The sequence below is a fragment of the Nakamurella lactea DSM 19367 genome (assembly GCF_000426645.1).
GTDB lineage: Bacteria > Actinomycetota > Actinomycetes > Mycobacteriales > Nakamurellaceae > Nakamurella > Nakamurella lactea.
Genome location: NZ_KE384550.1, coordinates 324342 through 343055, shown reverse-complemented (window position 1 = coordinate 343055; position 18714 = coordinate 324342). Strand labels below are relative to the sequence as shown.

17 protein-coding genes are annotated in these 18714 nt (G+C 68.9%); 9 read left to right on the top strand and 8 right to left on the bottom strand.

Annotation, left to right across the window (positions count from 1 at the left end; translation table 11 throughout):
* Positions 1-13: 13 nt before the first annotated feature.
* Entirely contained in the window at positions 14-589 is a 576-nt protein-coding gene (locus K340_RS0125140; protein WP_029138725.1) for a TerD family protein, read from the bottom strand.
* Between the two features lie 165 nt (positions 590-754).
* Here K340_RS0125140 and K340_RS0125135 point away from each other — a divergent pair, with 165 nt between their 5' ends.
* Both K340_RS0125135 and K340_RS0125130 read left to right on the top strand, forming a co-directional pair.
* Positions 755-1327, top strand: coding sequence for a mismatch-specific DNA-glycosylase (locus tag K340_RS0125135; RefSeq protein ID WP_029138724.1), 573 nt, complete (start codon positions 755-757; stop codon positions 1325-1327).
* Positions 1328-1337: 10 nt separating this feature from the next.
* Entirely contained in the window at positions 1338-1949 is a 612-nt protein-coding gene (locus K340_RS0125130) for a DUF1707 SHOCT-like domain-containing protein (RefSeq protein ID WP_029138723.1), read from the top strand.
* Positions 1950-2000: 51 nt separating this feature from the next.
* Here K340_RS0125130 and K340_RS0125125 read toward each other — a convergent pair whose 3' ends face one another.
* The 4 genes from K340_RS0125125 to K340_RS0125110 are packed head-to-tail and all read right to left on the bottom strand — an operon-like array spanning position 2001 to position 5732.
* Complete coding sequence (locus K340_RS0125125; protein ID WP_029138722.1) at positions 2001-2639, bottom strand: response regulator; 639 nt, start codon at positions 2637-2639, stop codon at positions 2001-2003.
* Positions 2636-4012 carry a sensor histidine kinase gene (locus K340_RS0125120; RefSeq protein WP_161632186.1) on the bottom strand — a complete coding sequence of 459 codons (1377 nt, stop codon included), beginning with the start codon at positions 4010-4012 and terminating at the stop codon, positions 2636-2638. The genes K340_RS0125125 and K340_RS0125120 overlap by 4 nt, the downstream gene beginning before the upstream one ends.
* Positions 4013-4059: 47 nt before the next feature.
* Positions 4060-4797, bottom strand: coding sequence for an ABC transporter permease (locus tag K340_RS0125115; protein ID WP_029138720.1), 738 nt, complete (start codon positions 4795-4797; stop codon positions 4060-4062).
* Positions 4794-5732: an ABC transporter ATP-binding protein gene (locus K340_RS0125110; RefSeq protein WP_029138719.1), complete on the bottom strand. Its 939-nt coding sequence runs from the start codon at positions 5730-5732 to the stop codon at positions 4794-4796. Before K340_RS0125110 ends, K340_RS0125115 begins: the two co-directional genes overlap by 4 nt.
* A 137-nt stretch (positions 5733-5869) precedes the next feature.
* On the opposite strand from K340_RS0125110, the gene K340_RS0125105 reads away from it, so the two are divergent.
* Positions 5870-6457, top strand: coding sequence for a dihydrofolate reductase family protein (locus K340_RS0125105; protein WP_029138718.1), 588 nt, complete (start codon positions 5870-5872; stop codon positions 6455-6457).
* Between the two features lie 87 nt (positions 6458-6544).
* On the opposite strand, the gene K340_RS33245 is transcribed toward K340_RS0125105, so the two are convergent.
* Positions 6545-8041, bottom strand: coding sequence for a serine hydrolase domain-containing protein (locus K340_RS33245; RefSeq protein ID WP_051267613.1), 1497 nt, complete (start codon positions 8039-8041; stop codon positions 6545-6547).
* A gap of 300 nt (positions 8042-8341) precedes the next feature.
* Between K340_RS33245 and K340_RS0125095 the strand changes: the two genes are divergently transcribed.
* From K340_RS0125095 to K340_RS34820, 3 genes are all read left to right on the top strand, one after another.
* Positions 8342-9190 carry an NAD-dependent epimerase/dehydratase family protein gene (locus tag K340_RS0125095; protein ID WP_029138717.1) on the top strand — a complete coding sequence of 283 codons (849 nt, stop codon included), beginning with the start codon at positions 8342-8344 and terminating at the stop codon, positions 9188-9190.
* Between the two features lie 498 nt (positions 9191-9688).
* On the top strand, positions 9689-10639 hold the full coding sequence (locus tag K340_RS0125090) for a dihydrodipicolinate synthase family protein (protein ID WP_029138716.1): 951 nt from the start codon (positions 9689-9691) through the stop codon (positions 10637-10639).
* Between the two features lie 2 nt (positions 10640-10641).
* Positions 10642-11466, top strand: a complete 825-nt coding sequence (locus tag K340_RS34820) for an amidohydrolase family protein (RefSeq protein WP_161632185.1) — start codon at positions 10642-10644, stop codon at positions 11464-11466.
* Between the two features lie 12 nt (positions 11467-11478).
* On the opposite strand, the gene K340_RS0125075 is transcribed toward K340_RS34820, so the two are convergent.
* Both K340_RS0125075 and K340_RS0125070 read right to left on the bottom strand, forming a co-directional pair.
* Positions 11479-14538 carry an alpha-mannosidase gene (locus tag K340_RS0125075; RefSeq protein ID WP_029138714.1) on the bottom strand — a complete coding sequence of 1020 codons (3060 nt, stop codon included), beginning with the start codon at positions 14536-14538 and terminating at the stop codon, positions 11479-11481.
* 4 nt (positions 14539-14542) lie between these two features.
* Positions 14543-15031: a MarR family winged helix-turn-helix transcriptional regulator gene (locus K340_RS0125070; protein ID WP_037366639.1), complete on the bottom strand. Its 489-nt coding sequence runs from the start codon at positions 15029-15031 to the stop codon at positions 14543-14545.
* A 155-nt stretch (positions 15032-15186) separates the two neighbouring features.
* On the opposite strand from K340_RS0125070, the gene K340_RS33235 reads away from it, so the two are divergent.
* The 3 genes from K340_RS33235 to K340_RS0125050 all read left to right on the top strand — a co-directional run bounded on the left by K340_RS33235 (position 15187) and on the right by K340_RS0125050 (position 18647).
* Positions 15187-17106 carry an ABC transporter ATP-binding protein gene (locus K340_RS33235; protein WP_084614983.1) on the top strand — a complete coding sequence of 640 codons (1920 nt, stop codon included), beginning with the start codon at positions 15187-15189 and terminating at the stop codon, positions 17104-17106.
* Between the two features lie 126 nt (positions 17107-17232).
* On the top strand, positions 17233-18156 hold the full coding sequence (locus tag K340_RS0125060; protein ID WP_029138712.1) for an aminoglycoside phosphotransferase family protein: 924 nt from the start codon (positions 17233-17235) through the stop codon (positions 18154-18156).
* A 302-nt stretch (positions 18157-18458) separates the two neighbouring features.
* Entirely contained in the window at positions 18459-18647 is a 189-nt protein-coding gene (locus K340_RS0125050) for a hypothetical protein (protein ID WP_029138710.1), read from the top strand.
* Positions 18648-18714 lie beyond the last annotated feature (67 nt).

The following is an 18714-nucleotide window of genomic DNA, read 5'->3' as shown; positions in this document are numbered from 1 at the left end:
GAGAACGGCTGGTTCAGAGCGAGACGCCAAAGTCCTGGGCGATACCGGCCAGGCCGGAGGCGTAGCCCTGGCCGACCGCGCGGAACTTCCATTCGGCGCCGTTGCGGTACAGCTCGCCGAACACCATGGCAGTCTCGCCGGCGGCGTCCTCGGTGAGGTCGTAGCGGGCCAGCTCGTTGCCGTCGGCCTGGTCGACCACCCGCACATAGGCGTTGCGGACCTGCCCGAAGGTCTGGCCGCGGGTGTCGGCCTCATAGATCGATGCCACCACCACGACCTTGTCCACCTCCGGCGGCAGCGCGGACACGGAGACGTTGATCGCCTCGTCGTCGCCCTCGCCCTCGCCGGTCAGGTTGTCGCCGCTGTGCTCGACGGCGCCGTCGGGGGAGCGCTTGTTGTTGAAGAACACGAAGTGCGCATTACTCAGCACCTTGCCGTCGGCGCCCACCACCAGCGCGCTGGCATCCAGGTCGAAATCCGCGCCCGTCGTGGTGCGCAGGTCCCAACCCAGACCCAGCACCAGCGACGACAGGCTCGGCGCCGCCTTCGTCAGTGAGACGTTTCCACCCTTGCTGAGACTGACACCCATGGCCTAGTGACGCTCCTTCGCTGTTTGCTGTTGGCGGTCCGCTGTTTCGGTCCGTTCGGACGGACCCGTTGACTCGACACCCGTCATCATGCCCGGCGGTGGCAGTTCCTGCGCCGATCCGGAAGAAAATTGGCCGATGCGGGCCGGGCGTTAGGGTGACCAGCGATGGGATTCAGCCGGGAAGAACTCGAGGCGGCGCGTGGCAGGCAGGTGGACGACCTGGTCGGCCCCGGCCTGCGGTTGCTGATCGTCGGCATCAACCCCGGTCTGTGGACCGCGGCGGCGAACGCGCACTTCGCCCGTCCGGGCAACCGCTTCTACCCGGCACTGCACCGGGCCGGCATCACCGAGCAGGTGATCGATGCTTCTGCGGGGATGACGCCCGAGGACCGGGCGGCGCTGGTATCGGCCGGCATCGGCATCACCAACCTGGTGCGCAGGGCCACCGCCAGGGCTGACGAACTGACGCCCGAGGAACTGCGGGACGGTGCGGCGCGGGTCGCCAGATCGGTGGCCGCCTACCGGCCGAAGGTGGTCGCATTCCTCGGAATCACCGCCTACCGCAAGGCCTTTCGCAATCCCCGGGCGAAACCCGGCCCACAGCTGGACAAGCTGGCGGGCGCGCAGGTGTGGGTGGTACCGAACCCGTCGGGTCTCAACGCCCACGAGACGATCGACAGTCTCGCGGCCGCCTACGCGGCGGCCGCCACCGCGGCCGGCGTGTTGTCCGACGCCTAGACTCCCTGTCATGTCAGACGGAGCGGACCGCCGCTTGCGGATCTCGAATGACGACCGGGAAGTGGCTGCGCAGCTCCTGCAGCAGGCACTCGTCCAGGGTCGGATCACGATCGCGGAGCTGGACGAGCGGTTGGCGACCGTCTATGCGGCTCGCTACGCCGACGAACTCGATGCGCCGTTCGCCGACCTGCCGATGTCGCCGGCCGCCACGACCGCATTGCCGTCGGCCCAACCGCCGGTCCCGGTGGCTTCCTGGCCGGCCGTTTCCGACGACAGCGACCGGATCGTGCTCTCCGTCGGCTGGGGCACACTGCGGCGCGACGGCCGTTGGTCGGTGCCCGCCCGGCTGGCCGTCGAAATCGGACCGGGAACCGCGATCCTCGACTGCAGTCAGGCCGTTGTTCCGGCGGTCGTGGACCTTCGGGTGACGGTGAAATCCGGAACCTTGAAACTCATCGTCGGCCAGGGGATGACGGCCGACATCAACGGCGTGACCGCCCGCAGCGGAACCGCGCGCAGCAAGGTCGACGGTGTCGCCGACCCGCGCTACCCGCATTTCGTGCTGCACGGAACGGTGGGCGCCGGGACGGTCGTGGTCCGGCGGTCCCGCTCCGGCGGGTAGGCGCATCGCCGGACCGACCGGCCCTCTCCCGGCTGCCGATCTCGCGGAACGTCAGCCCAGCAGTCCGCGTTCGTAGGCCACCCGCACCGCGGCCGCTCGGTCGCGCACCCCGAGCTTCGGGTACAGCCGCATCAGGTGCGTCTTCACCGTCGCCTCGCTCACGAGCAGGTCCTTGGCCACGTCCCGGTTGGTACCGCCGCCGGCGATCGCCCGCAGCACCTCGACCTCCCGGTCGGTGAGCTGCCGGCCGCGGTCGCGGTCCATCAGCGACTGCACCGCGGACTGTGCCAACACGCTGCGGCCGGCCTGCGCCTGCAGCACGGCGTCGACCAGCTCGGCCCTGCTGGTGGCCTTGAGCAGGTAGCCGTCCGCCCCGGCGTCGATCGCGGTGTAGATGTCGCGGTCGGTGTCGTAGGTGGTGAGCACCAGGATCCGCGGGCGGTCGGCGGACCGTTCCCGCAGCGCCCTGATCGCGGAAACCCCGTCACCGCCGGGCATCCGCAGGTCCATCAGCACCAGATCCGGGTCCAGTCGGCGTACCTGGGCCAACGCTTCGACGCCGTCGCCGGCCTCCCCGACCACCTCGATCCGATCGTCGTGGTCGAGCATGCCCTTGATGCCGTCGCGGACCACCGGATGGTCGTCGACGACGATCAGCCGCACTGCAGTTTCGGCTGCCGGCTCGCTCATCCGGGCACCGCCGCGCTCACAACGCAGCCGCCGCCCGGCTCGGACTCGACGGCCAGCCGGCCGTCGGCCAGCCGGAGCCGCTCGGCCATGCCGGGCAGCCCGTGGCCGCCGGCAACTCCGGGCTCGGGGCGGGCAGCGGGGTCGAAACCTGTTCCGTCGTCACGGATGTCGAGCAGCACCTCGTCGTCCAGGTAGGTCAACGTCACCGCGACGTGATGCGCGGCCGCATGCCGGGCGACATTCGACAGGGCCTCTTGGGCGACCCGGACCAGCGCCGCGTCCTGCTCGGTCGCCCGTGGGTCGCCGGAAACCCGGTGTTGGGCCGCAACGCCGTTCAGCTCCGCCCAATCGGCCACCAGTCGCTCCAGCGCGTCCGGCAGTCCGCGGTCGTCCAGCGCCGGCGGACGGAGTGCGTTGACCGCACGCCGGGCCTCGCCGAGGCTCTGCCGGGCCAGGTCCTTGGCCCGCTCGACGCGTCGCGCAACGTCGGCGGACCGCACCTGCGCGTCGTCGATCGCCTCCAGTTGGGTGACCACCGCAACGAGGCCCTGCGCCATCGTGTCGTGCAACTCGCGGGCCAGCCGGGCCCGTTCGCCGAGGATCCCCTGCTGTCTGGCCTGCTCGACGATGTGCCGCTGCAGGGTGCTGTTCTCCTGCTGCGTCGCCAACAATTGCCGGAACGTGGCACCACGCCGGAGCACCGCCTCTTCCCGCCGGTTGGCCAGGATGATGGAGGCCAACCCGATCGAGGTGTTGAGTGCCATCAGCGCGGTGAACAGCGTCCACTCGCCGGCGAACTCCTCGAACCCGCCGAACTGGGTCGCCGTCATCAGCACGCAGGACAGTGGCACGGCCAGCAGCAACAGCCATCCGGTGAAGAAGGTTCCGGCGATGAGATAGCCGCTCCAGGCGAAGATCCCGCCCAGCGGGGTGACGACGATCAGGGCGGCGGTGAGGATCCAGTTGCCGGCGATCACGATGATCCGGCGACTCAGCGGCGTCAGGTCCCACCGGAACCACCACTCCAGCCACCCCCACAACAGCAGCCCGATGGCCAACCCGACCAGGTGCCGCTGCCATCCGCCGCCGGCGGTGATCTGCCCGACCACCAGCGCGACGACGAGCAGCCCGCGGAGAATGTGCGGACCGAACCGAGCCGAGAGCATTGCGTCCGGCCAGTCGAGCTGCGGTCGGTCCCGCAGCCAGCGACCCTCCGGTTCCCACTCCGGCACCCGGTGCAGCGCGGAGTAGGGCGGCAGTACGGTGTCGTGCGGCCACACCCGGTTGATCTCGTCGGCGGACCGGCCGCCGGCGACGCCGATCGGCTGAACCTCGGCCGGGTGGGGGTCGGCGGGCGCGCAGGACCCCGACACTGCGCCTGATTCAGACACCGGGTGCGCGCCCGCCAGGTTCATCTCGACTACTCCCACTTGAAGATCCGGACCGCCAGCAACGAGGTGACGGCTCCCCAGACGAGTAGAACACCGAAGTAGCCGATGCTGGCCCAATGGCCGGCCGCTGCATCCGCCAGCGCCTGCTGGGCGGCACCGGTGGGCGTGAGGTTGGAGATGGTCCGCATCCAGCCCGGCATGGTCGGCCGCGGCACCCATAGACCGGCGAAGAACTGCAGGACGAAGAACAGCACGGTGCCGAAACCGGCCGCCACCTTGGCATTACGGAACAGGCTGGCAATCACCATGCCCAGCCCGAGCATCGCCCAGGCGGCCAGCACGTACGAGACCAGGAACGCGGGCACGTTCTCCGGCCACGGCGCGCCGAAGAAGGTCGGCAGCACCACCATCAGCAGCATGCAGACGACCGAAACGCTGAAGATCAGCGCCAGCTGTGCGACCAGCAACAACCCCGGTGACGCCGGCGTGGTGCGCAGCCGTTTGAGTACTCCCAGCTCGCGGTAACGGGTCAGCACGTCCGGCAGCGCCTGCACCGCCAGCATGCAGATGGCGAACAGCACCAGGACCGGCTGGTAGACGCCGAAGAAGCTGGCCCCACCCAGGTCGTCGGTCGGGTTCCTGGTACCGGGAATGGCGCCGAGCACGATGGCAGCGACCACCGGCAGGATCGCCGTCCACAACACCACGCCGGGGTTGCGCAGCATCAACTTCGATTCGGTCTTGATCATCATGCTGGTCGCGCTCATCGGCTTCCTCCTGCCCTGGTCATGGCGCTGTCCTCTTCTGCTTCCCTGGTCAACTGGACGAAGGCGTCGTCCAGGTTCGGCTGATCGACCCGCAGCTTCTGCGCGGTGATGCCGTTGCCGTGCAGCGCGATGATCACCGCGCTGGCGACGTTGTCCGAGCCGCTGACAACCACCCGGTCGCCGCTGGTGCTCACCCCGTGCACGTCCGGCAGCTGCTGCAGCGCGGCGAGATCCAACGGGGCTGACGGGATGAAGCTCATCCGCTGCTCGCCCTGGGCGCCGGCGGCCAGACCCTCGGGGGTGTCGGTGGCGATCACCTTGCCGCCGTCGATCACCGCTACCCGGTCGCAGAGCCGCTCCGCCTCCTCCATGAAGTGCGAGACCAGCAGCAGGGTGACACCGGTGCCCTTGAGGTCGGCCAGCAGCGACCAGACCTCGCGCCGGGCGGCCGGGTCCAGGCCGGTGGTCAGCTCGTCGAGGATGGCCACCTGCGGATTGCCGATCAGCGCCAGTGCCACCGACAGCCGCTGCTTCTGGCCGCCGGACAGCTTGGCGAAATAGGTCTTCTCCTGGGTGCCGAGGCCGAGCCGGTCCAGCAGCTCGCGCCAGTCCCGGGGCTTTTCGTAGAAGCTGGAGTACAGCTGCAGGGCCTCGCCCACAGTCTGCTTGTCCGGCAGCCGGCTCTCCTGCAACTGGATGCCCAGTGCCTCGCGGAATGCCCTGCCCTCCCGTGCCGGGTCCATGCCGGCGACGGTGATGCTGCCGCCGTCGCGCTGCCGCAGCCCGCCGATGCACTCCACCGTTGTTGTCTTGCCGGCACCGTTCGGGCCGAGGATCCCGAAGATCTCGCCCGGTTCGACGCTGAAGCTCACCCCGTCCACTACGGTCTTCGGTCCGTAGACCTTCCGCAGGTCGCGCACTTCGATCATTGACATGCATCCATGGTCCGCCTACCGGCCAGGTTATTTGGTCCACCGGTCGGTCAGAACCCCGTCAGTCGATCGGTTGACCCCCTGGGTCGGGTGGGTCAGGGTAGTGGTCAGGCTTCAGGCCGACGGCGAGGAGACCGACCATGGCGCAGCTCAGCTACTCAGCGATCACCTCGTTGGACGGGTATGTGGTCGACGCTGCCGGCAGCTTCGACTGGGCCGCGCCGGACGAGCAGGTGCACGCTTTCGTCAATGACCTGGTGCGGCCGATCGGCACCCACTTGTTCGGCCGACGGATGTACGAGGTCATGCGGTATTGGGAGCACGCCGCCGACGAGACGAATCAAGGTGACACGGGGCAGTCACCGGTGATACTGGATTTCGCCCAGATCTGGCGGGGCGCCGACAAGATCGTCTACTCCAGCACGCTGGACGGGGTGACGACGGCGCGAACCAGGTTGGAACGCGCCTTCGACCCGGACGCCGTTCGGCAGCTCAAGTCCGCGGCCGTCAGGGATCTCGGCATCGGCGGCCCGACCCTGGCCGGCGCCGCGATCCGCGCCGGGCTGGTCGACGAGCTGGTGCAGTTCGTCAACCCGGTGGTGGTCGGCGGCGGCACCGGGTGGCTGCCCGGCGACGTCCGGCTCGACCTCGACCTGGTCGACACCCGCCGGTTCGACAGTGGCGTGGTGTTCCTACGCTACCGCGTGCTCACGCCTGCTGCCCGATGATCATGACGCCCAGCCCGCTCGGGGGTGAAAATATCCGGAATGCCGGGCAGTGCGTGATGATCACCGAAGGCTGGGCGGGCGGATTGCTCAGTCGCGGGACTGCGAGAAGGGCACCGGCTTCGGGGCCGGCCGCATCCGCATGCCACTGCCGCCGCGCAGCTGGCTGACCCGGCCGCGCTTGTCGAACTCGAAGTGCACCAGTTCGCCGAGCGAGTCGTAGCCGGAGCCGCCGTCGGTGCGCAGGGTGGCGGCATCGATCACCGTGAGCGGCTCGGCCGCCGCCACCGGGTTCGGTGCCGTCGGCGGGATCATGAACAACTGGTCGCCGAGCCGAGCGATGTCGACCAGCGCCCACGGGCTGGCATACCGGCCGGTGAAGGCGTCCAGGTCGACCGACCCGGCCGTCGCGGCAGGCGCACGGGTGGCCGCGCCATAGACGTCGTTGGGCAGCCCGCTGCTCGGCCGCAGTGCACTTCTCGGTCGGTCGAGCGCCGTCATCAGCAGCTCGATGACGCCGACCGTCAGATCTTCGGCCGGCCCGTCGATCGCGTTGGTCAGCGACGACACCGCGATGCCGAGCTCGGGCTCCCACAGTGTCCGGGTGATGTGTCCCGGCCAGCCGCCGCCGTGGCCGTACCAACTGCGGCCGTGGATCTTTCGCCCGGCGAGGCCGAGCCCGTAGCTGGTGGCGCTGCCGTCGCGGCCCTCGACCTGCCACAGTGCCTGCCGCATCCAGCGCTTGGACCGGTCGTCGAGCAGTTCACCGGAACCGGTGAAATGGGCTGCGGCATAGCGGACCAGGTCACTCGCGGTGGAACTGAAGCCGGTCGCGGCGGCCATCGCACCGGTCGGAACGTTGGGGATGATCTCCCGGTCGAAGTCGGTGATCACGCCCGAGTGCGCGGCGGCGTACTTCGTGCCCGGCTTGTCGATCACGTCGGAGGCGGTGTTGCGCAACCGCAACGGGCTGACGATGTGGTCGCGGGTGTAGTCGTCGTAGCTCTGCCCGCTCGCCGCCTCGATCACCATCCCGAGGATCGAATAGCCGATGTTGGTGTATTTGAAAGCATGGCTGGAGACCGTGACGTCCAGGTCCTGGCGCAGGATCTCGTCGAACGCTTCGGCATCCGGGAACGGCCGCGCCAACGACCAGAAGTCGCCGTCCGCCGAATCCCTTGAGACCCCGCCGGCATGCGAGGCGAGCTCGCGAATCGTCACCGTGCCGATGGCGGCGCCGACCAGTCGAGGCACATATTGCTGCACCTCGTCGTCCAGCCGCAGCTTTCCGGCCGCAGCCAACTGCAGGACACTGGTGGCGGTGAAAGTCTTGGAGTGCGAGGCGATCCGGAACAGGTGCGAGTTCGTCAGCTGCTCGCCGGTCGCGACGTTCGCCAGTCCGAACGAGCGGGCGAACTGCCGCTTGCCGTCGAACCAGATCGCCACCTGCGCACCGGGCACCCTGGTCCGCCAGACCCGGTACTCCAGCCAGCTCCGCACATATTCCAGCGATGCGGTCAACGCCAGGTTCGCGTCGGCGGTGTTGTTCTCGGCAGGGATCTGGGATGCACGTTTCCTGGTCGCCACCCGTCCATCCTGCCTTGCTCCTCCCGGCGTCGCTCAACCGGTTGGTGCTGGTCGGACCTTCCGCTACCTCCGGGCGGGACAACCCCGCTACGCCCTGGGCGGGACAACCCCGCTACGCCCGGGCGGGACAACCCCGCTACGCCCGGGCGGGACAACCCCGCTACGCCCGGGCGGGACAACCCCGCTACGCCACAGCGGGAGGCATCGTCGCCGGCAGGGGGCGGCTGTTCGGCGCAGAACCGTTGGGGCCATCCTGGAGTGCGCCGGGACCGCCCGTGGCTCGGCGGAGGAGATGACGGGATGAGGATTCTGCTTGCCGGCGGTACCGGTGTGCTCGGCCGGAGAGCCGGCGCCCTGCTGGTCGATGCCGGCCATGAGGTCTGGGCCAGTACACGATGGCCGAACCGTACCGCCGCGCTGTCGGCGGCCGGGCAGCATCCGGTGCTGATGGACGCGCTGGAACCCGACAGCGCAGACCGCGCCGTCGCGGAGAGCGAACCGGATCTGGTGCTACATCTGCTGACCGATCTGGCCGGCGACGACTTCGCCGCCAACGCGCGCCTTCGGGTCGAGGGCACGGCGAACCTCGTGGCGGCGGCCCGTCGCCACGGCGTGACCAGGATGGTCGCGGAGAGCCTCAGCTGGGTCTACCGGCCCGGGCCGGGAGCGGCCGGCGAGAACGAGCCGCTCGCCCGCAACCCCGACGGCGAGCCCGCCTACCGCGGGGTGGAACTGCTCGAGCAAGCAGTGTTGGCCCTGCCGGGCGGTCTGGTGCTGCGGTTCGGCCTGCTGTATGGGCCGGACACCTGGTACGCGCCAGGCGGTTCGGCGTTCGTGGCAGCGGCGGCCGGATCGGTGACGGCGACCACCGACCACACCAGCTTCGTGCAGGTCGACGACGCCGCAGAGGCCGCAGCGGCCGCCATCAACTGGCCGCCCGGCGTGGTCAACGTGGTGGATGACGAGCCGACCCGGCTGCAGCAGTGGGGGCCGGCGTTGGTCGCGGCCGCCGGCGGCGACCCCGAACGGGCCACCTTCCGAGCGAGTGCGCCTGGCCGGTCCGCGTCCAACGCGTTGGCATCGTCGCTGGGCTGGCGGCTTCGTCATCCGAGTTGGTCGGCGACGGCGTTCGACACACGCCCGCAGTGACCCCAGGCGGAGGTACGGACAACCCCCGGGCCTGACCAGCGGCCGCAGGGAACTCGCAGCAAACAGCCTGAGCCGATGCCGAAAGGATGCGGCCGGAGGTCGAGCCGACGTGGACAAGATGTCGGCGGCCCGGGGGTCGGGTGACTGTCCGGTACTGGCCAGGTCGTCACTCGATCTCCCGATCGACCGGCTCCTGGCGGGCGGTGGACGGCCTAGCGGCCAGTCACCTCACGAGTCCGTTGGGAATACAACTTCGGACCACCTCCTTTCGTGTGTACCTCGAAGGTACGAGCGAACGGCGGGGTTCGCAACGAGATTGGCCAGTTGTCCCTTCGTGGTGCGGCGCCCGGCGTGGCCCGGCCGACGCCGTCGTGTGGTCGCGAACCGAGGGTTGTGGCAGTTCGTGAAATGTGATTTCATCGCAACAATGACGGCCCTTCGCGGCGGTTCCTGTCGCACGTCCGACTCCGGCAACTGGTGAAAGGTCTTCTGCGGAACATGATGCTGACACGAGAGTCCTTCATCGGACCATGGGCCGGCCTGCCGGTCGCCTGGGACGAGAATGACGAATTTGACGAGAGAACGTATCGCGCGGACGTCGCGCGCAGTGCGGAGAACGGGGCGCCGGGCATCTACACCGGCGGGACGTCGGGTGAGTTCTATGCGATCTCCGAGGACGAGTTCAAGGCCATCACCGTTGCGACGGTCGACGAGGCGCACAAGTACTCCACGGCGGCGATGATCGGCTGCACCGCTACCAGTACTCGTGGGGTGCTCGACCGGATCGCCTGGGCCAAGGAGGCCGGCGCGGATGCCGTCCAGGTCGCGCTGCCGTTCTGGCTTGCGGTCGCCGATCATGAGGTGGTCCCGTTCTTCGTGACGGTGGCCCAGGCGGCCGCTCCGATGGCGTTCTCGGTCTACGAGACGACACGGAGCAAGCAGACGCTGACCGTCGACCAGCACCGCGCGATCCATGACGCTGCCCCGAACTATCTGATGGTGAAGGCGAACGCGGACACCGTTGGGTGCACGCTCGAGGGCAGTCGGGAGCTCTCCGAATTCGTCAACGTCTTCGTCAGCGAGGGTCTGTGGGCAGAGATGGCCGACAGCGGGGTGATCGGCGGTTGCAGCGCCACCGTGTACGCGAACCCGACCAAGATCCTTCGGATGTTCGAGCATCTGCAGGCGAAGGATCAGGTCGCCCTGCAGGCCGACGTCGACGCGTACAACAAGCTGTACGACTTCGCGTTCCAGGCATTCGAGGGACGCGGATTCCATGACAGCGCCTGGGACCGTCTCGTTGGCAGCGCCACCGGGTTCCTGTCGACCGATGTCCGCTGTCGCGCGCCGTATTCCGCGGCGAACGCCGACGACGTTGCGGTGCTGCGCGAATGGATCACGGACCATGCGCCGGAGTGGCTCTGGGAGCCCGCTGCGGCCGGGGAGTGACCGTGACCGACAGCGCGCCGGACGTGTTCACCGTCGATGTCCACGGACACTACGGATCGATGGACCGAGGACTGGGTGAACTGGTCGACAGGTTCATGTCGGGCGAGGCGGGCGAAGTCGCAGCCCGCGCCGAACGATCGAACATCGACTGGACGGTCATCTCGCCGCTCCGTGGGTTGGTGCCCAGGTTCAGCGCCAACCCAGTGATCGGCAATGCCGACGCCGAGAAGATGGTGCCGGCCACACCGGGTTTGCTGCAGTGGGTGATCATCGACCCGCGTGAACCGGAGACCTTCGAGCAGGCGGACCGGATGCTGCAGCATCCGTGGTGCGTCGGCGTGAAGATCCATCCGGAGGAGCATGGCTATCCGATCACGGAGTTCGGGGAGGAGATCTTCCGGTTCTGCGCAGAGCGGGGAGCGTTGGTGCTCACCCACAGCGGTGAGCAGAACAGCCTGCCGATGGACTATGTGCCGCTGTTGGATCGGTACGCCGATGCGCGGCTGATCCTCGCGCATCTGGGGAACGGGTGGGACAACGACCCGAGCCACCAGGTGCGTGCCGTGCAGGCGAGTCGGCATTGCAATATCTGGACCGACACGTCCAGCGCACGGAGCATCTGGCCAGGACTCATCGAATGGGCCGTCGCGGAAATCGGCGCGGACCGGATCCTGTTCGGCTCCGACACACCGCTGTACCTGGCGGGGATGCAGCGGTTCCGGATCGTGGACGCGGAGATCAGCGACGAGGATCGAGCGCTGATCCTGGGGCGCAATGCCGAGGCGCTGCTCGGCCTGACGGGGCGCGATCCTCGATCCGGCTGGTAGTGCGTTCGCCGGTCAGCCGGCGTCCCGCGCGATCCGCAGGGTGACGATCTGGAACGGCCGCAGCGCCACGGTGATCGGGTCGGTGTCGACCAGCGCGTCCGGCCGCAGTTCCCGTTCCAGCAGGTCGGTCTCGATGACCGCAGCGACGTCGAACGACGGCGTGACGGTGACCTGCGCGCGGGCCCCGCTGGGCTCGTACAACCGGACGATCAGATCGCCGCTGCGGTCCTGAGCCAGTTTCACCGCCTCCACCATGGCGCCCTCGCCGACGCTGACCAGCGGCGACACCGGGCCGGCGCCGGTCCCCCGGCGCGCCGGCAGGTTGATCCGATAGCCGGCCGCGGCCGCGCCGGCGACATCGACGCCGGGAACCAACGCGTAGTGCAGAACGTGCCGACCCTGGTCGGTGTGCGGGTCGGGATATCGCGGCGCCCGGAGCAGGCTGAGCCGAACGGTCGAATAGCTGCCACCGCCATCCCGGGGATGACGGGTGACGTCGTGCCCGTAGGTCGCGTCGTTGCTGACGGCGATCCCGTACCCCGGCTCGGCCAGGTGCACGAAGCGATGCGCACAGACCTCGAAACGCGCTGCGTCCCAACTGGTATTCCGGTGGGTGGGGCGCACCACGTGCCCGAACTGCGTCTCGTAGGCCGCATGGTCGGTGTGCACGTCCAGGTCGAAAGCGGCCTTGAGTACCCGCTCGCTCTCCTGCCAGTCGATGTCGACGGTGCACAGCACCTCTCCGGCCCCCGGTTCGAGCCGGATCCGTTGCTGCACGGTCGATGCACCGAACGAGCGGCGGACGATCACCTCGGCGGCGCCGCCGGAGTCCGGGCCGGCCTGCTCGAGGGTCATCTCGTCGACCTCGGTCAGATCGGTGACGGTGTTGCGGTAGAACTCGTCGATGTCCCAGGCATCCCATTTGTTCGGGAGATCGGGATGGATCTGCAGCAGGTTCCCGACGCCGCCGGCCGGCAGCACCTCGCGGCCGGCGCGGAGGTCGCGGACCGAATCGATCACGCCACGCTCGTCGATCTGCACCCGGAGAACTCCGTTGTCCAGCACGATCGATCCGGAGTCCTGCTGCGCGGCAACGGCTCCGCCGTCGACCGGTTCGGCCGCCGACAGCGGCGGCAGGCCGGCCGCGGTCACCGGAGCCGCGTTGAATGCGATCGTCCGGTCGCCGGCGCCGGCCAGCGCCGTTGTCGCCGTGTCGATCAGCGTCTGCAACTCCGCCGCCACCCGCTGGTAGTTCTCCGCGGCCTCGCGATGGACCCAGGCGATCGAGCTGCCCGGCAGGATGTCGTGGAACTGCTGCAGCAGCACGGTTTTCCACGCTGCGTCGAGTGCGTCGTGTGGGTACTCGAGCAGTCCGCGGACGGCAGCGGTGGCCGACCACAGCTCGGCCTCGCGGAGCAGGTGCTCGCTGCGGCGGTTTCCCTGCTTGGTCTTCGCCTGCGAGGTGTAGGTGCCGCGGTGGATCTCCAGATACAACTCGCCGGTCCACACCGGCGCGTCCGGGTAGTCGGCCCGGGCCGCCTCGAAGAAGGCGGCGGGCGACTCGATCGTCACCCGCGGTGAACCCTGCAGGTCGGCGGTCCGGCTGGCCCTGGCGAGCATCTCCCTGGTCGGACCGCCGCCGCCGTCACCGTAGCCGAACGGGACCAGCGACCGGCTCGCCCGACCCTTGTCCCGGAAGTTCGCGGCCGCGTGTGCCAGCTCGGCGCCCGACAGCTCGGAGTTGTAGGTGTCGACCGGTGGGAAGTGGGTGAACACCCTGGTGCCGTCGATGCCCTCCCACCAGAAGGTGTGGTGCGGGAACGGGTTCACCTGGTTCCAGGAGATCTTCTGGGTCAGGAAGTCGGTGCAGCCGGCCAGCGTGACGATCTGCGGCAGCGCTGCGGTGTAGCCGAACGAGTCCGGCAGCCAGACCTGGGTCGGCTCGACGCCGAACTTCTCGAGGAAGTACCTCTTGCCGTACAGGAACTGCCGGACCATCGCCTCGCCGCCGACCATGTTGGTGTCCGACTCCACCCACATCCCGCCGACCGGAACGAACCTGCCGTCGGCGACGTGCTTGCGGAGCCGCTCGAACACCTCGGGTCGCTGCTGCTCGATCCATTCGTACTGCTGCGCCGAGCTCATCGCGTAGACCAGGTCGTCGGTGGTGTCCAACAGCTGGGTCACGTTGGACACCGTCCTGGCCACCTTGCGCACCGTCTCGCGCACCGGCCAGAGCCAGGCCGAGTCGATGTGCGCGTGCCCGACGGCGCTGAGCCGGTGGCTGCCCGGTGCGGCCGGCCGGGCCAACAGCCCGGCGAGTTCGGCGCGGGCGCCGGCCGCGGTGCCGTTGACGTCGAACAGATCGAGTGCGTCCAGCGCGCGTTCCAGTGCGTACAGCAGCTCCCACCGGTGCGCGTCGCTGTCCGGGAGCGAGCGCATCAGCCCGTCCAGCACCTCGAGATCGGCGACCAGTTCGAAGGTCTCGGTGTGCAGCCGGCACAGTTGCGCGCGGGCGATCCGGTACAGCGGTGCGTCACCCGCTGTGGTCTTCTCGCCGAACCGGGTCGGCAGGAACCCCTGTTCCCCCAACAGGATCGGATTGGCGGCCGCCTCCACGTACAGGTCGATCCGATCGCCGGTGGACACCGGGATCCAGCTGTTGCGCGGGTTGAGTCCCTTGATCACCGAGCCGTCGGGCCGGTACACGAGGCCCTCGGCCTGGAAACCCGGCATGTCCTGCGACCAGCCCAGATCCAGCACCAGCTCCAGCGGACCGGCGGCATCCCCGTCATCCCCGTGCCCGCCGGCGACCCCGGCGGCCGTGCCGGTCAGATGGAACCAGCTCGTGCCCCAGGCCGGGCCCCAGGCGTCGCCGACCCTGGCCGGCAGATAGTGGGCGGCCGCCTCGGGCGCCAGTGCCTCGGCCGGAGTGATCGGTTCCCCCTGCCCGCCGTCGAGGTGCCACGCGGTCAGCGTGAGCTCGGCCAGCGGCCGATGGACGGCGGGCCGGATCCGTTCGGCGAGAGCGCGGGCGATGCGGTCGGAGATCAGCTGTCGTCGATCGTGCATGGCCTCATTCTGCGGGAGCGGCCGGATCGTGTTGCGCGACGGTCCGCAGCAGCTCGGTGAGGGCGTCCCGCTGCTGCTGGCTGAGCACCGAGAACATGTCGTCCGCCTTCTCCCGGCTTGCCTGCGCCATGGCGGCGCGCAGCCGGCCGATCAGTTGCCGGCCCTCAGCGGTCAGCGAGAGCGCGGTGGCGCGGCGGTCGGTCGGACTGGGAGCGCGCTGCACCAGGCCCTTCTCCTGCAGTGCGTCGACCACCTCGGTGGCCGACCGTGGGGCGATGCCCAGCCGCTCGGCCAGGCCCGACAGTCGCAGTTCCTCGCCGTCCCGGTGGGTGCTGCGGGCCACGGTGGCCAGCGCCCTGGATTGCGCCGGCGTCAGCCCGAACGGCTGCAGTTCCTGTCCGCGCAGGTGGCGGAGCCGCCGAGCGAGCATGGTCAGCAGCTCACCGGCCGTCATGTCGGCCGGGTCCTGCGCCTCGCCGTGTCCGTGTCTCACGCCTCACAGCCTACCGGATTTGACGGGTAACCACAATGTGAGGTAACCTCAGCATCGAGACTTGAAGAGAACCCAGAGAATCGCCCACTGCCCAGGAGGCAGGCGAAGCAGAACCGAAAGACGTGATGCGTATGACTAGCCCGATGATTGCCCCGATGCGGGGCCACTCCCATTCCGCCGGCGATGTCGGCGGCGAGCGCGGCGGTCGTGGCGGAAGGCCCGACGCGTCCAGCGCCAAGAAGAAGCCCGAAGACATCGCCCAACTGGCCGAACATCCGGTCAGCCTGCGCAGGATCGGCGCATTGTTCCGTCCCTACCGCGCGCGACTGGCCGTTGTCGTCGCGCTGATCGTGGCGACCTCGCTGGTCGGGCTCGCCTCCCCCTTCATTACCAAGCACCTGATCGACGACGCCATCCCGAACAAGGATGTGTCGCTGTTGCTGCTGCTGGTCGGCGGAATGCTCGGGATCACCGTGTTGAGCTCGGTCTTCGGCGTGCTGCAGACCTGGCTGTCCACCGTGATGGGCCAGAAGGTGATGCACGGCCTGCGGACCAGCGTGTTCTCCCACCTGCAGCGGATGCCGCTGTCCTTCTTCACCCGGACCCGCGGCGGCGAACTGCAGTCGCGGCTGACGAACGACATCAACGGGATGCAGTCGGTGGTCACCAATTCGGCCACCTCGATCGCCTCGAACCTGACCACCGTCGTCGGTACCGCGGTAGCGATGGCCGCGCTGAGTTGGCGGCTGTCGCTGCTGAGCCTGATCGTGCTGCCGCCGGCCATCTATCTGACCCGCAGGGTGGCCAGGATGCGGCGCGCGGTCACCACCAAGGCGCAACGCGCGCTGGCCGACATGCAGACCCAGATCGAGGAGTCGCTGTCGATCAGTGGCGTCCAGCTGTCCAAGACGCTCGGCTCCGGACCGCAACTGTCCCAGCGATTCACCAAGACCTCGGTCGAGTTGACGGACCTCGAGGTCTCCTCGCAGCTGGCCGGCCGTTGGCGGATGGCGACCATGTCGATCATCTTCGCCGCGATTCCCGCCTTGATCTACTTGGCCGCCGGCCTGCCGGCCACCTCCGGTGGGATGACGATCGGCACCCTGGTCGCCTTCACCGCCCTGCAGAGCGCGCTGTTCCGGCCGCTGATGGGGGTGCTGAACGTCGGCGTGCAGATCAACTCCTCGCTGGCACTGTTCTCCCGCATCTTCGAATACCTCGACATGCCGGTGGAAATCGATGATCCGGCCGACGCTGTCGATCTGCCGGTCGAAACCGCCTCCGGTACGGTCCGTTTCGAGAACGTGACGTTCCGCTACCCGGGCTCCGACCGTGATGCGCTGACGTCGGTCGACCTGGAACTGCCGGCCGGCAGGACGGTCGCCGTGGTCGGCGCCACCGGCTCCGGCAAGTCGACCCTGGCCGGGTTGGTCTCCCGGCTGCACGACCCGAGCTCGGGCACGGTGAGCATCGACGGTGTCGATCTGCGCGACATGTTGCTGAAGAACGTGGCCGATCTGGTCGGCGTCGTCTCCCAGGAGACCTATCTGCTGCACACCAGCATCGCCGAAAACCTGCGGTACGCCAAGACGAATGCCGCCGACGACGAGATCATCGCGGCCGCCAAGGCGGCGCAGGTGCACGAGATGATCCTGGACCTGCCGGACGGCTACGACACCGTCGTCGGGGCCCGCGGCTACCGGTTCTCCGGCGGCGAGAAGCAGCGGATCGCGTTGGCCCGCACCATCTTGCGGGATCCGAAGGTGCTGGTGCTGGACGAGGCGACCAGTGCGCTGGACAACAACACCGAGCGAGCCGTGCAGGCGGCGCTCGATGCGGCCAGCCACGGCCGCACCACGCTGACCATCGCCCACCGGCTGTCCACCGTCCGGCACGCCGATCTGATCGTGGTGATGGACCACGGCGCCATCGTCGAGCGGGGTGACCACGATGAGCTGATGGCCATCGGCGGTCGCTACGCCGCCCTGGTCAACGCGCAGGCCGACACCGACCTGGACGACGAGTTCGCTGCGGCGGACGCGATTCCGGCGGCGGAGTTCGCTGCGGCGCTGTAACAGCGGATCCACCGACCGACACCCGTCCCGATACCGGCCCGGCCCCTGGAGATGACCAGGCGCCGGGCCGTTCGTCGTCGAGCAAACGAATCGTGACCGGGGGTGCCTTGCTGCTGTGATGGGTGCATGCGCAAGAGCGACATCACCCACGGGCTGATCAGAGGGTTGCTGGCGGAGCAATTTCCGCAGTGGGCAGAGCTGCCGATCCGGCCGGTGGACAACGACGGTTGGGACAACCTCACCCTGCGCCTGGGCGACACCATGTCGTTGCGGTTCCCGAGCGCGGACGTCTACGTCCCGCAGGTCGCCAAGGAGCACCGGTGGCTGCCGGTATTGCGGCCGCGACTGCCGGTCGCGATCCCGAACCCGCTCGGCAAGGGTGAGCCGGGCGCCGGGTTCCCGCGCCCTTGGTCGGTCTATGAATGGTTGCCGGGCGAACCGGCAACGCCGTCGCTGGTCAGCGATCCGGTCCGGCTTGCCGGTGAGGTCGCCGGATTCCTGACCACGCTGCGGCGGATCGATGCGACCGGCGGCCCGGAGGCCGGACCGCACAGCTTCTTCCGGGGCGCTGGGCCGGGGCATTGGGACGACTCTGCCCGAGCCGCCATCGACGCGCTCGCCGATCTGATCGACGCGCCGCTGGCGCTCGATCTGTGGCGGGCGGCGCTGACATCCGAGTGGGGCCGACCACCGGTCTGGTTCCACGGAGACATGAGCGGCAGCAACCTGTTGTTGCGCGACGGCGCGCTGGGCGCCGTCATCGACTTCGGGACTTGTGGGGTCGGTGATCCGGCCTGCGATCTGGTGATCGCCTGGTCGCTGTTCGAAGGCGCCGGCCGGGCGCTGTTCCGAGCAGCCGTCGGGCTGGACGACGACACGTGGACCCGAGCGCGCGGCTGGATGCTCTGGAAGGCCGCCGTCACTGCCCGCAATGCCCGCGAGGAGTCGCCGGACCAGCTGGAAGATGCAGGGTTGGAGTTCGGGTGGCGCACCGGGGCGCTCGGCCTGATCGACGAGCTGCTGACCGAACACCGCAACTCGGTGCGTTGAACATCCTTCCAACGCCCCTCATCACTTTCGGGCCCACCCGGTCGAAGAATCGTCGCCGCCGGCTGGCGGGGTTGTACCCGCCGACTGGTAACGCCGTGTCCGGCGATGACGTCCCCGACGAACATGGACGACTTCAACTGTGTCGGGTCGACCGGCAGCGAGTCCCCATCGCCCATGCCGAGGGGCGTCGCGTTGAACACCAGATCGCAACCCGTCGGGTCCGGTGGCCCCACGATCACTCGGCCGCGACCGTGGCCGGCGAGCAGGTCGACGAGCTTGGCAGCTCGTGAGGGGTCGGCATCGTGAATGACGAGTTCTCCGACGCCTGCCTCCGCCATCGCGATCGCGCTGCCGGCGCCGTCGGCGCCCAGGAGCAGCGTTCGTGCATTCTCGATGTGAGCACCGCGGTCCTGCTGTCCGGGCACCTGCATGGGGATGCACACGGCGTCGTGACCGCGCTGCGCGAAGGTCCGGGTGAGCCGCACCGGTGACTCGGCGTAGGTCACCGGGTCGCCGATGATCGGAAACAATCGCGTGCGCCCGCTGAGTGCGAGTTCG

What these genes read in the sequence shown, in the direction of transcription:
- K340_RS0125140 (WP_029138725.1), bottom strand. Translation starts at nt 589, where the DNA reads ATGGGTGTCAGTCTCAGCAAGGGTGGAAACGTCTCACTGACGAAGGCG.
- K340_RS0125135 (WP_029138724.1), top strand. Translation starts at nt 755, where the DNA reads ATGGGATTCAGCCGGGAAGAACTCGAGGCGGCGCGTGGCAGGCAGGTG.
- K340_RS0125130 (WP_029138723.1), top strand. Translation starts at nt 1,338, where the DNA reads ATGTCAGACGGAGCGGACCGCCGCTTGCGGATCTCGAATGACGACCGG.
- K340_RS0125125 (WP_029138722.1), bottom strand. Translation starts at nt 2,639, where the DNA reads ATGAGCGAGCCGGCAGCCGAAACTGCAGTGCGGCTGATCGTCGTCGAC.
- K340_RS0125115 (WP_029138720.1), bottom strand. Translation starts at nt 4,797, where the DNA reads ATGAGCGCGACCAGCATGATGATCAAGACCGAATCGAAGTTGATGCTG.
- K340_RS0125110 (WP_029138719.1), bottom strand. Translation starts at nt 5,732, where the DNA reads ATGTCAATGATCGAAGTGCGCGACCTGCGGAAGGTCTACGGACCGAAG.
- K340_RS0125105 (WP_029138718.1), top strand. Translation starts at nt 5,870, where the DNA reads ATGGCGCAGCTCAGCTACTCAGCGATCACCTCGTTGGACGGGTATGTG.
- K340_RS0125095 (WP_029138717.1), top strand. Translation starts at nt 8,342, where the DNA reads ATGAGGATTCTGCTTGCCGGCGGTACCGGTGTGCTCGGCCGGAGAGCC.
- K340_RS0125090 (WP_029138716.1), top strand. Translation starts at nt 9,689, where the DNA reads ATGATGCTGACACGAGAGTCCTTCATCGGACCATGGGCCGGCCTGCCG.
- K340_RS0125075 (WP_029138714.1), bottom strand. Translation starts at nt 14,538, where the DNA reads ATGCACGATCGACGACAGCTGATCTCCGACCGCATCGCCCGCGCTCTC.
- K340_RS33235 (WP_084614983.1), top strand. Translation starts at nt 15,187, where the DNA reads ATGCGGGGCCACTCCCATTCCGCCGGCGATGTCGGCGGCGAGCGCGGC.
- K340_RS0125060 (WP_029138712.1), top strand. Translation starts at nt 17,233, where the DNA reads ATGCGCAAGAGCGACATCACCCACGGGCTGATCAGAGGGTTGCTGGCG.